This window comes from Gluconobacter roseus, assembly GCF_046058915.1.
GTDB classification, from domain to species: domain Bacteria; phylum Pseudomonadota; class Alphaproteobacteria; order Acetobacterales; family Acetobacteraceae; genus Gluconobacter; species Gluconobacter roseus_A.
In genome coordinates, this window is sequence record NZ_CP175538.1 from 278,923 (window position 1) to 290,610 (window position 11,688).

The following is an 11,688-nucleotide window of genomic DNA, read 5'->3' on the forward strand; positions in this document are numbered from 1 at the left end:
CGTCTTGCGGCAGACGTCAGGCTGCGACACATAGGATGCCATGTCGGCACCCATTCTTTCTCTTCAGAACATTACCTACACTCTTGGTGGACGCCCGCTCCTCGATGGAGCAGAGCTAGGCGTTCTGCCCGGTGAACGGATCTGCCTGGTCGGGCGGAACGGCTCGGGAAAATCCACGCTGCTGAAAATCGCCTCTGGCGATATCATCGCAGATTCTGGCGAGCGGTTCGTCCAACCCGGGACAAAGGTTCATTATCTGGCGCAGGAGCCAGACCTCTCTGCCTATCCCACTACGTTCGATTATGCGTCTGAAGGTCTTGATGAGACCGAGACCTATCGGGCGCGCTCGATGCTGGCCGAACTCGGCATGACGGGTGAAGAAAGCTGTCAGAACCTTTCGGGGGGTGAAGTCCGTCGCTGTGCCCTCGCCCGCGCCCTTGCAGCCGAGCCGGATCTTCTGCTGCTGGATGAGCCGACGAACCATCTGGATCTTCCATCCATCACCTGGCTGGAAAAAGAGCTCGCTGCCACCCGCTGCGCCATGATCGTCATCAGCCATGACAGACGCCTGCTGGAGACGCTGTCTCGCAGCGTGGTCTGGCTTGAGAATGGTGTGACGCGTCGGCTGGATCAGGGATTTGCCCGTTACGAAAGCTGGCGGGATGAGGTTCTGGAGCAGCAGGAACGTGACGCGCACAAGCTGGACCGCCAGATTGCGCGCGAAGAAGACTGGATGATTTACGGTGTTACCGCACGCCGCAAGCGGAATGTCCGCCGTGTCGGAGAACTGGCAGCACTCCGGGCGCAGCGCCGGGAACTGGCGTCCCGTGGCAAGGGGACGCTGCGGATGGCAGCGACAGAAGCCGAAAGCGCAGGCAAGATCACCATCGCAGCCGAGGGCGTGAACTGGGCCTATGATGACCGCGCCATTGTCCGGGATCTCGATCTGCGGGTCCTGCGTGGAGACCGGCTCGGTCTGGTCGGGGCCAATGGTGCCGGAAAGACAACGCTCCTGCGTCTGCTGACCGGCAAGATGGAGCCGCAGTCCGGAACCGTGAAGATGGGGCCGTCCGTGGCCATGGTCACGCTGGACCAGCAGCGGGAAAGCCTTGATCCTTCAAAGACCCTAGCTGAAACCCTTGCGGGCGGCAGCGGAGACATGGTGCAGGTTGGCGACGAGAAGCGTCATGTCATCGGCTATATGAAGGACTTCCTCTTTCGTCCGGAGCAGGCCCGCACTCCCGTAGGAAAGCTCTCGGGCGGTGAGCGCGGACGGCTTGCATTGGCCTGCGCACTGGCCAAGCCGTCCAGCCTCATGGTGCTGGACGAACCGACCAACGATCTCGATCTTGAGACGCTGGATCTTCTTCAGGACATGCTGGCCGATTATGCGGGCACGGTCCTGCTGGTAAGTCATGATCGCGACTTCCTCGACCGGGTCGCAAGCTCGGTGCTGGTTTCCGACGGTGGTGGAGACTGGATCGAATATGCAGGCGGCTACTCCGACATGCTGATCCAGCGTGGGGGTGTTCCGGCCGGTCGTGAACCTGCGCAGTCGGAGGCGGAAGAAATTGCGCCAAAATCTGCTTTGAAAACAGAGAAGAAGCCGAAAAAGCTCAGCTATAATGACAAGCGGGCCCTGGATCTTCTTCCGCAGAAAATGGCGGAACTGGAAAAGAAGATCCAGGCATACCGTGACGTTCTGGCCGATCCCGGTCTGTATAGCCGGGATGCTGCAAAATTTCAGAAGACCACCCAGCTTCTGGAGGTTGCCGAACAGGATCTTACCCGGTCCGAGGAAGAGTGGCTCGAGCTGGAAATGAAAAAAGAAATCCTCGAAAATCAATAATTTGAAAGGATAAAATCATTTAGGCTTTCAGGAAGGGATCAGGCCTGAAAGCTCCATGATTTGCCGGGACTGCCGGATGCTGTCGGTCACCCGGATGGCGGCATCTAGTGCCCTGATCCCTGCCTGGGAGTCCACCAGTACGGGCGCACCATGAAGACATGACGCTGCAAAGGCGTCATGTTCGACTGCAAGGTTGTCGTGATCCTTCCAGCTTATGGCTTCGCGCCGGAAGCCACCTGTGCCGGGAAGCGGTACGCCGCGCTCACGCCCAATGAAGCTCAATTTGCGCTCCATAAAATCGGCGGACAGATAACCATCCTGTGAGAAAAGACGCATACGCCTTTCAGTTTTCAGGGAAATCCGGCTGGCGGTGATCGTGGCCACGCCAGCCATTCTCGAAGCGGACGCGGGCATTGGCGATATCTTCATGCGCGCTCGAAACAGCCGCTCCCAAGGCATCAATTTCCGCGATCGGGCTGTCCACGATTGCCAGAACGAGGTCAAGATCATGGATCATGAGATCCAGAATGACCGATACGTCCGTTCCCCGCGGTTTGTAAGGCGCAATGCGGGTGGCTTCGATATAAAGCGGCGCCTTGATCCGCTCCGTGATGGCCCGGTGTTCTGCCGAGTAGCGCAGCAGATGGCCGACCTGAAGGATTCTCCCGGTTTCCCGGGCAAGATCGGCAAGGGCATGCGCTTCGTCCAGCGTGGCCGCGATAGGCTTTTCGACCAGAACATGTCGCCTGGCTCTCAGGGCTTGGCTTGTCAGGGCAAAGTGATACTCGGCTGGTGCAGCGATGATGACGGCATCCACCTGCTCCAGAAGATTTTCATAGCTTGTGGCAATTCCGCAACGAACTTCCCGTGCCACGATCGCTGCGCGGGCCGGATCGGGATCGTGAAGCGCGACAAGCTGTTCGCCCGGGTTTGCGGCAGACTTGAGGGCATGAAACCGTCCGAAATGGCCGGCCCCGACGATGCCGACCCGAAGCTGTTGCGCTGTATTCATGGTGACAGGCTTATCAGCCACGGCGATCCTCGCAAAGGCAGTGCGCCCTCAAAGAGGCAAAAGGTTGCATCGGCATGGCGGAAACGGCATGGTCCCGCCCTGAAAATGATCTGAAAAACGATCTGTCCAAATCCGCCGAGGACGTCTCGACCTGATATGATGTATTACAGCCGGCTCAGACTGCTGGGCGTCGCGGGCATCTGCCTGATTGGCGTGCTCCTGTGTCTGCCCAATTTTCTGCGTTCTCCCTCACCGTCCCTGCCCTGGCGGCAGATCCATCTGGGGCTCGATCTGCGGGGTGGATCCTACCTGCTCCTTCAGCTCGATCTGAAATCCCTTGAGCATGACCGCCTCCAGTCCCTTCAGGATCAGGCGCGCCAGACGCTTCTGGACCGGTCTCTGGGATATCGTGATTTTGCCCGCGATGATGCAACCGCCAGCCTGAGCTTCATGCCGCGTTCGGATGCCGAACGCGACGCCGCGCTCAAGGCCATGCAGTCCCTGCCGCCGGTGGTACCGAACGAATTCACGACGTCTGAAAAGGACGGCCGTATCGTTCTGACGCTGCAGCACGACGCGATGCTGGCCCGTGCGCGCGAAGCTGTGGCACAGTCAATCGAGATCGTCCGTCGTCGTATCGACGCAACGGGTGCGATCGATCCGAGCATCGCGCGTGAAGGTGACGACCGGATTGTGGTCGAGCTTCCGGGTGTCAGCGATCCCGAGCGGATCAAGAGCCTGCTGGGAACGACGGCTCGTCTGACTTTCCGTCTGCTGGCTCCGAACCCAAGCGTTGCAAGCCCCGGCTCGACGATGCTTGAGGACGAGAGTGTGCATACGCAGGTCGCGGTGCAGGATCATGTCGATGTCGACGGCACGGATCTGACCAATGCAGGCGCGGTGATCGATCAGCAGAGCGGTGGCTGGGCTGTGACGTTCCAGCTCAACAGCGCGGGTGCGACGGCATTCGGTAACGTGACGCGCGCCAATGTTGGCAAGCGCTTTGCAATCGTGCTGGACAACAAGGTCATCGAGGCCCCAAACATCATCAGCCCGATCACGGCTGGAAACGGCCAGATCACGGGTGGTTTCGATGCTCGCAGTGCGTCCGATCTCGCGCTTCTGCTGCGAGCCGGTGCATTGCCTGCTCCACTCTCGGTGGTCGAGCAGCGGACGATCGGCCCGAGCCTAGGCGCGGCGTCCATCCATGCCGGTATCATTAGCCTTCTGACCGGACTGCTTCTGGTCATCGTGTTCATGGTGCTGTTCTACGGTCGGTTCGGCCTGTATGCAGACGTCGCACTGTTCGCGAACCTGATCCTGATGGTGGCGATCCTCTCGCTGTTCCAGGCAACGCTGACCCTGCCGGGCATGGCGGGTATGCTGCTGACCCTTGGCATGGCCGTGGATGCCAACATCCTGATCAACGAGCGTATCCGTGAGGAAGTGAAGCGTGGCCGTGGTCCGCTTCAGGCCCTGCAGGCCGGTTTCGACCGCGCAACCGGCACGATCATTGACAGTAATGCCACGGCGTTCCTGGCGCATGTCATGCTGTTCGTGTTCGGAACGGGTCCTGTCCGCAACTTCGCCCTGACGATCACCATCGGTATCGTCACGACACTCTTCACGACCCTCCTGCTGTCACGCCTTCTGGTCGTGCGGTGGTACGCCCTCGCCCGTCCCAAAGAACTTCCGGTCTGATCGTCATGCTGTCACGTCCTCTTTTCCGTTTTGTCCGTGACGATCGGCGCATCAACTTCATGCGCGGCCGTCACATGGGGCTGATCGTTTCGGCGGTCCTCTCCATTGCTTCCGTCATCCTGTTCTTCCAGCCCGGGCTGAAGCTCGGACTGGATTTCCGGGGTGGCATCATTGTCGAAGCCCAGACCCCCGGCCCTGCCGATTTTGGCAAGCTGCGCGCCGCTCTCGATCATGCCGGCATTCATCCGGATGCCGTGCAGGCCTTCGGATCGCCGCGTGATGTGCGTATCTCGATCAATGCTCCGGAAGGTGCGGATCGCGAGGCACAGACCCAGAAGCTGGTTGATGGCGTCAAGAGTGCCATTTCGGCTGCCGAGCCCGGCACTCAGGTCCTTCGTGCCGACGCCGTGGGCGCTTCGGTTTCGTCTGAACTGTTCCGCGATGGTCTGCTGGCGCTTGGCTTCAGCCTTGCGATGATCCTGATCTATATCTGGGTCCGCTTCGAGCGCGAGTTCGCCATCAGTGCAGTGGTAACGCTCATTCTCGATCTGACCAAGACGGTCGGTTTTCTGGCCATCACGCGCTTCGAATTCGATCTTGTGATGGTCGCAGCTCTGCTCACGATCCTAGGCTACTCCACGAACGACAAGGTGGTGGTCTATGACCGGATCCGCGAGAACCTTCGCAAATACCGCACGATGCCGCTGCGGGAACTGCTGGATCTGTCCATCAACGAGACCCTGAACCGGACACTTGGCACCTCCATGACGGTCTTTCTGGCCGCCCTGCCGCTGGCCCTGTTCGGTGGCAGCACGCTGACCGGTTTTGCGACGGTCATGCTGTTCGGCATTGTGGTCGGAACGTCTTCGTCGATCTTCATTGCAGCGCCCCTGCTTCTCCTTATGGGTGAGAAGCGGTTGCGCAAGGAAACTGACACAGGCTGATTACGTCTGTTCCAAGCACAAAAAAACCGGCGTCCCTCAGGGGAGCCGGTTTTTTTGTGTCTGTTCTGCCGGACTTCGTGGAAGCGGCGGTGTCTTCTGCGGAAGATCTGCCAGCAGGTTGGAAAGTGCCTGATCGGCCTGCCGGTTGGCTGACGAGCTTTGCAGCTTCAGGGCGTTCACCGTGGCCTGCTGTGCGGCCTTGTCCAGAGTGACGAGCCGAACCAGTCCCTCGGGGCCAATCTGGCCGGTCATAACCGCACCCCGTGCCATGCCATGTGCAATCAGATAGGCATAAAGACGCGAGTTCGGCGATGGCGGCAGCCCTGTCATGACAGGGCGTGCCACACATCCGGCCAGAAGGCTTCCTGCTACCAGCAGTGTGGCCGTAGAGCGCCAGACTGCAGCAGGGGAAGCCTTCAGGTCAGTCATCAGACGCTCTTTTTTGCCAGAAGATCGCGGATTTCCGTCAGCAGAACTTCTTCCTTGGTCGGTGCCGGCGGAGCTGCAGGTGTAGCTTCTTCCTTGCGATGCAGCTTGCTGAGGATGCGCGTCAGCCAGAAAATGAAGAAGGCGACGATCAGGAACTGGATCACGGCGTTCAGGAAGACGCCGATATTGACGGTGACAGCGCCCGCCTTCTGGGCCTCGGCCAGAGTGTCCTTGACCGGGCCTTTGAGTGTAATGAAGAGGTTCGAGAAATCGACACCTCCCGTCAGCAGGCCAATGAACGGCGTCAGGATATCCTTGACGGCACTGCTGACGATCGCGCTGAACGCAGCACCGATCACGACACCGACGGCAAGATCAAGCACGTTGCCGCGCATGATGAATTTCTGGAAATCGCCAACCCAGCCCGGGGTGTGCAGTGTATGTTTGGTTTCGCTCATATCAAACCTTTCTCGGTACCCGTGAAACCACGGTCGCAGGCCTGACTTTCGAGCCCGCATTCATTCCAAGGGATAAACGAACTCATATGATCCAGTAAAGGCTACTTTCATCCGGGAGCGGTTTCCGTTATACGCACCTCATGATTCGCTCCGGTCGGCATCGGAGCTTTCTTTATGGAGTAGAAATTCATGAAATCCGGCATCCATCCCGATTACCACGAGATCACCGTCATCATGACCGACGGGACTGAGTACAAGACGCACTCCTGCTACGGTGAACCGGGCGCAACGCTGCGTCTCGACGTTGATCCGAAGTCTCATCCGGCCTGGACTGGCGTCCAGCGCATGATGGATACCGGAGGCCAGGTCGCAAAGTTCAACAAGCGCTTTGCTGGCATCGGTACGCGCACGAAGTAATTCGGCGCCCCTCCTCCCGTCTCCTCTTGAAGGCGGGCAGGTCGGAACCTATCTGGAAAACCAGTCGCGATGCCGTTCGGGTCGCGACTGGTTTGACCATAGCATTTTGCCATACCGGGAAATGCGCCAGATGATTCCTGCCAGAAGGAGGTTTCAGTGACCTACGATTTTACACCGCTGTTCCGCAGCGCGATCGGCTTTGACCGTCTTGCCAGAATGGCTGGCAATGTTGCCAATGCCCAGGCAATTCCAAGCTATCCCCCTTACAATATCGAAAAAACCGGCGAGACGAATTACGTCCTGACGATGGCTCTTGCGGGCTTCCGGCCAGAAGATGTGGAAGTTCTCCAGGAAGAGAACACGCTTGTCGTGCGCGGTAGCGTCCCCGAGAACAGTCGTGACCGGGACTGGCTCCATCGTGGCATCGCCACGCGGGCCTTCGAGCGCCGTTTTGTTCTGGCTGACCATACGGAAATTGATCAGGCGGAGCTGGTGAATGGACTGCTGTCCATTGCCGTCCGTCAGGTCGTGCCGGAAGCCGCCAGACCGCGCCGTATTCCCGTCCGGACGGGAGCGGAGCGTGTCGCACCGGCAGAAACTGTTCAGGCAGCCTGAACGTCAGAAAGGGAGCGTCCTAAAAGCGCTCCCTTTCTTTTTGGTGCTTGACCACTGCGGCGTCAGTGGCCCATACTCGTCTGCATTATCGCAGAGCATCCAGCAGGTGCCGCGATCATATCCCGGGCGGGATTGGTTCCTCGCCGGATACGCCCGATCGGTGCCTGCGGAAGCCGGCTCCATCCGTGTCCCAGCAAGGAACGCACCGACATGACCCTGCCTTTGATGCCCAAGGCCACGGCCGTCTGGCTGATCGAGAAAACCGGTCTTACCTTTACCCAGATCGCAGAATTCTGCGGCATGCATCCGCTTGAAGTGCAGGCGATTGCAGATGGCGAAGTTGCTGCCGGGATCAACGGCTATGATCCGATCAAGAACCATCAGCTTGCTGAAGCCGAAATCAAGCGCTGTGAGGCAGATACCAACGCACGCCTGAAGATCATGCCGACGGCAAGTCCCGTGAAGCGCCGTGCCAAAGGTGCGCGCTACACCCCGGTCGCCAAGCGTAATGACCGTCCGGATGCCATCGCATTCGTCCTGCGTCAGTTCCCGCAGCTGTCCGAAGCCCAGATCGTCAAGCTGCTCGGCACGACCAAGGACACCATCACCAAGGTCCGCGATCGCCAGCACTGGAACAGCGCGAACATCAAACCGCGTGATCCCGTGATTCTCGGCCTGTGCACCCAGACGGATCTGCATGCTGCCGTGACAGCTGCCAACGACCGTCTGGCCCGTGAAGGTCATGCGCTTCCGGTCGTGGACGCCTATGTGCCAGACAGCGACAGTCATGCCTGATTGCGGCATCCGGACGGCCTTGTGAAGGGCTGGTCCGGATGAATGCCTGACGGGCACTGGTCCGCTGCCCGTCAGGCATGATACTGCAATGACAAAAGTGGAAAGAATCAGTCTCTCCACAACGCCTGACCGTTCTCCGGGGCCGGATGCCATGATGACTGACGACAATGCCATGCTGAAACGTCTGCACGAACTGCGCAGCGAGCATCGCGACCTTGATACCGTCATCGAGCGTCTTGTCCATCATCCCCTCAACCAGCTGCAGCTTCAGCGTCTCAAGAAGCGCAAGCTCCAGCTCAAAGATGAGATTTCGTGGATCGAGACCCGTCTCATCCCGGATAATATTGCCTGAATGAGCCAGATCCTCTCCGCCGACGAAACCCTTCAGGACGACATGCCGATCCGTGTTGGTGTGATCATGGGAAGCCAGTCCGACTGGGAGACTATGCGTCACGCCTGTGAGATCCTCGACGATCTTGGAATTGCCCATGAGAAGCGGATCGTCTCGGCTCACCGCACGCCTGACCGTCTTGTGGAATACGCAAAGACGGCCCGTCAGCGTGGCCTTCATGTCATTATCGCCGGCGCAGGTGGTGCAGCGCATCTTCCGGGAATGTGCTCCGCCTGGACAAGCATTCCCGTTCTCGGCGTCCCTGTGCAGAGCCGTGCCCTGAACGGGCAGGACAGCCTGCTTTCGATCGTGCAGATGCCAGGCGGCGTGCCGGTCGGGACCCTGGCGATCGGCAAGGCCGGTGCGATTAATGCTGGCCTACTCGCCGCGTCTATTCTTTCGGTTTCGGATAGCGAGGTCATGGCGCGTCTGGATGCCTGGCGGGCGACGCAGACGGCGGCTGTTGCGGATGTCCCGGTCGAATGACGGACCAGAAGATTTTTCCTCCCGGCAGCACGATCGGGATCATTGGCGGTGGGCAGCTTGGCCGCATGTCAGCCGTGGCGGCCTCGAAGCTTGGCTTTCATGTCCATGTTCTGAGCACCGAGGCGCCAAGCCCGGCTACGGAAGTCGCGGCGTCTGTGACGGTCGGGGCCTATGACGATCCGGCGGCGCTTGAGGATTTTGCTTCGCGCTGTGATGTCGTGACGTTCGAGTTCGAGAATATCAGTGCTGAAGGGCTGGCTCTGCTGGAGAAGCACCGGCCGGTGCGACCTGCGGGGGAAATCCTGCGGATCAGTCAGGACCGGATCGCGGAAAAGACGCGTCTGTCCGAAATTGGCGTTGGTCTGGCCCCCTGGCGGGCCGTCAATGGCCCCGAGGATCTGGCAGGGCTTGAGACGCTCGGTTTTCCGCTCATTCTCAAGACGACCCGCTTTGGTTACGACGGCAAGGGCCAGTTCCGGGTGACCGATGCCGAGGCGCTCCATGCCCTGAAGGATCTGCCCTACCCGCTCGTTGCGGAGACGATGATCGATTTCGAGCGTGAGCTCAGCGTGATGGTGGTCCGTGGTCTGGACGGGACCGTGCGGTGTTTTGATACGGTCGAGAACCGGCACCGCAATGGCATTCTGGACGTGACGCTGGCCCCGGCCCGCGTGATGCCGGATATGGCAATGCAGGCGCAGGATATGGCGGCCTGCATTGCCGAGGCGCTGGGTCTGGTCGGGATCATGGGCGTGGAGATGTTCCACGCTGCTGATGGCAGTCTCATGGTGAACGAGATCGCCCCTCGCCCGCATAATTCCGGGCACTGGACCATGGATGCGTGTCTGGTGCATCAGTTCGAGATGCATGTGCGGGCGGTTGCGGGCCTGCCGCTGCCGCCGGCACGTCGGCATTCCGATGCGGTCATGCATAATCTGATCGGACCCGAGGACATGGCGCGTGTTCCGGCCATTCTTGCGACGGATGGGGCATCGCTGCATCTGTACGGCAAGGCGGAAGCGCGTCCGGGACGCAAGATGGGGCATGTGAACACCATCTTCCCGCGCGGAGCTCTTCCGGGCGAATTGGCGCTTGAAGGCCTTCTGCCGCCGCGCGGCTGAAGGCTCAGAGCAGGTTGCTGCGGCGAAAGCTGGTGTGCCGGCCGTTGCCGATGATGAAGTGATCCGCGATCGTGACACCGACCACTTCGAGCGCCGCTTGAACCTGCATGGTCATCTGAAGATCGGCTTCCGAGGGCGTAGGATCGCCGCTTGGATGGTTGTGGACCAGAACGAGTGCTGTGGCGCCAATTTCCACGGCGCGTCTGGCGACTTCCCGCGGATAGACAGGCGTGTGATTGACCGTGCCTCTGGCCTGAGCCTCGTCGGCGATCAGGCTGTTTTTTTCGTTGAGAAACAGGATGCGGAACTGTTCGATGTTCTCCCGCGCCAGACGGGCCGTGAGGTAGTCGAGCAGTTTCTGTTCGTTGTCGAGCACGTCTTCCGGCGGCAGGCGTGCGCGGTTGTAGCGAAGTGCTGCTTCCTGAAGGACGCGGATCATGGGCAGCATGTGCGTGCCCATATCCGTGATGCTTTCGAGTTCCCGGTCTGTAGCGGACAGGACGGCGGCTAGGGATCCGAAACGCGCGAAGAGGTTGTGAGACAGCGAGACGCTGCCCGTTTCCCGTCCGGTGAACAGCACGGTCAGGAGGTGTAGCAAGGTTGCATCGTCCAGATGCCGCCCCCGCCCCGTCAGCAGGGCAAGCGGCGGTTCCATTTCGGGAAGAGCATCCGTCAGTGCTGTGATCTGTCGCAGATGGGCTGACGACAGGCCGGTTATGCCATCCGAAAATCCGGTTGTTCCAGCGTCCCTGTCGTCCATCTTACAGCAGCCCTTCCTGACGCAGGCTTGACGGACGCCCCTCGCCCGTGACGAGTACGTCGTGAAGCGTGATGGACAGGGGACGCATCGCGAAGTCCAGTTGCCGGGCCGATTGTGACAGATCTACGGGGCGTTCCTTAGGACGAATGTGAAAACCGATCAGGGCCGTGGCATGCAGTGCGAGGGCCCGGATGGCGATGGCGCGGTTGCGATCTGAAAGACTGTCGGCCTCTGGCGCGGCTTCGTCCGCCAGAAGCCGGTTACGGTTATCAAGATAGAGCAGCCGGAACTGTCCCGGGATGCCGCCTTCGAGCGCCTGATCGAGATAGGCCATGAGCTGTTCCCAGTTGCTCAGTGTCGGACGTTCACGCTGTTCCGAAGAGGCCAGACGTTCAGCGGCTACTCCTGGAAGACGCAGGACGCGGATGGCGTCATCTTTCAGTCCTGCGGCGCGCAGGGCTTGTGTGGGGGCGCGGAAAACATCCACCAGACTGCCGAAATGGCCGATCAGTCCCTTGGCGAGCGGTTTGGTATCCTTGCGTGGCACGCCTGCGAAGAGCAGCATTTCAAGGATCTCGTAATCGGCGAGCGTGTGGGCACCATTGGCCAGCACGCGGGCGCGCATTCTGGCGCGGTGTCCTTGCGGGCCGGTGCCACGTGTGAGATCGATCCGGGGATATATGTTGGCCATGACGGTATCTCACTCTATA

13 protein-coding genes and 1 pseudogene are annotated in these 11,688 nt (G+C 60.0%); 9 read left to right on the forward strand and 5 right to left on the reverse strand.

Annotated features, from left to right (window positions below; translation table 11 throughout):
- Positions 1 to 40 precede the first annotated feature (40 nt).
- Positions 41 to 1,849: an ABC-F family ATP-binding cassette domain-containing protein gene (locus ACJ2A4_RS01320; RefSeq protein ID WP_408873306.1), complete on the forward strand. Its 1,809-nt coding sequence runs from the start codon at positions 41 to 43 to the stop codon at positions 1,847 to 1,849.
- Positions 1,850 to 1,876: 27 nt separating this feature from the next.
- Here ACJ2A4_RS01320 and ACJ2A4_RS01325 read toward each other — a convergent pair.
- Positions 1,877 to 2,861 (reverse strand): annotated as a pseudogene (locus ACJ2A4_RS01325) (Gfo/Idh/MocA family protein).
- 159 nt (positions 2,862 to 3,020) lie between these two features.
- Between ACJ2A4_RS01325 and secD the strand changes: the two are divergent.
- Positions 3,021 to 4,562: a protein translocase subunit SecD gene (gene secD / locus ACJ2A4_RS01330; RefSeq protein WP_408874067.1), complete on the forward strand. Its 1,542-nt coding sequence runs from the start codon at positions 3,021 to 3,023 to the stop codon at positions 4,560 to 4,562.
- A 5-nt stretch (positions 4,563 to 4,567) separates the two neighbouring features.
- Complete coding sequence (gene secF, locus ACJ2A4_RS01335; RefSeq protein WP_408873307.1) at positions 4,568 to 5,506, forward strand: protein translocase subunit SecF; 939 nt, start codon at positions 4,568 to 4,570, stop codon at positions 5,504 to 5,506.
- 36 nt (positions 5,507 to 5,542) lie between these two features.
- Here the strand turns inward: secF and ACJ2A4_RS01340 are convergent, their stop codons facing one another.
- Both ACJ2A4_RS01340 and mscL read right to left on the reverse strand, forming a co-directional pair.
- A complete protein-coding gene (locus tag ACJ2A4_RS01340; protein WP_408873308.1) occupies positions 5,543 to 5,935 on the reverse strand; it encodes a hypothetical protein in 393 nt (130 codons plus the stop codon).
- Positions 5,935 to 6,393: a large-conductance mechanosensitive channel protein MscL gene (gene mscL / locus ACJ2A4_RS01345; protein ID WP_062510362.1), complete on the reverse strand. Its 459-nt coding sequence runs from the start codon at positions 6,391 to 6,393 to the stop codon at positions 5,935 to 5,937. Before mscL ends, ACJ2A4_RS01340 begins: the two co-directional genes overlap by 1 nt.
- 189 nt (positions 6,394 to 6,582) lie before the next feature.
- Here mscL and rpmE point away from each other — a divergent pair, with 189 nt between their 5' ends.
- The 6 genes from rpmE to ACJ2A4_RS01375 all read left to right on the forward strand — a co-directional run bounded on the left by rpmE (position 6,583) and on the right by ACJ2A4_RS01375 (position 10,218).
- Entirely contained in the window at positions 6,583 to 6,810 is a 228-nt protein-coding gene (gene rpmE / locus ACJ2A4_RS01350; RefSeq protein WP_062028708.1) for a 50S ribosomal protein L31, read from the forward strand.
- 156 nt (positions 6,811 to 6,966) lie between these two features.
- On the forward strand, positions 6,967 to 7,425 hold the full coding sequence (locus tag ACJ2A4_RS01355) for an Hsp20 family protein (protein WP_408873309.1): 459 nt from the start codon (positions 6,967 to 6,969) through the stop codon (positions 7,423 to 7,425).
- 210 nt (positions 7,426 to 7,635) lie between these two features.
- Positions 7,636 to 8,220, forward strand: coding sequence for a DUF1013 domain-containing protein (locus ACJ2A4_RS01360; RefSeq protein ID WP_062510366.1), 585 nt, complete (start codon positions 7,636 to 7,638; stop codon positions 8,218 to 8,220).
- Between the two features lie 151 nt (positions 8,221 to 8,371).
- A complete protein-coding gene (locus ACJ2A4_RS01365; RefSeq protein WP_011253895.1) occupies positions 8,372 to 8,572 on the forward strand; it encodes a YdcH family protein in 201 nt (66 codons plus the stop codon).
- On the forward strand, positions 8,573 to 9,097 hold the full coding sequence (gene purE, locus ACJ2A4_RS01370; protein ID WP_408873310.1) for a 5-(carboxyamino)imidazole ribonucleotide mutase: 525 nt from the start codon (positions 8,573 to 8,575) through the stop codon (positions 9,095 to 9,097).
- Positions 9,094 to 10,218 carry a 5-(carboxyamino)imidazole ribonucleotide synthase gene (locus ACJ2A4_RS01375; protein WP_408873311.1) on the forward strand — a complete coding sequence of 375 codons (1,125 nt, stop codon included), beginning with the start codon at positions 9,094 to 9,096 and terminating at the stop codon, positions 10,216 to 10,218. The genes purE and ACJ2A4_RS01375 overlap by 4 nt, the downstream gene beginning before the upstream one ends.
- 4 nt (positions 10,219 to 10,222) lie before the next feature.
- Here the strand turns inward: ACJ2A4_RS01375 and radC are convergent, their stop codons facing one another.
- A complete protein-coding gene (gene radC, locus ACJ2A4_RS01380) occupies positions 10,223 to 10,873 on the reverse strand; it encodes a DNA repair protein RadC (RefSeq protein ID WP_408874068.1) in 651 nt (216 codons plus the stop codon).
- 106 nt (positions 10,874 to 10,979) lie between these two features.
- Complete coding sequence (locus ACJ2A4_RS01385; RefSeq protein ID WP_408873312.1) at positions 10,980 to 11,669, reverse strand: RadC family protein; 690 nt, start codon at positions 11,667 to 11,669, stop codon at positions 10,980 to 10,982.
- Between the last annotated feature and the right edge of the window lie 19 nt (positions 11,670 to 11,688).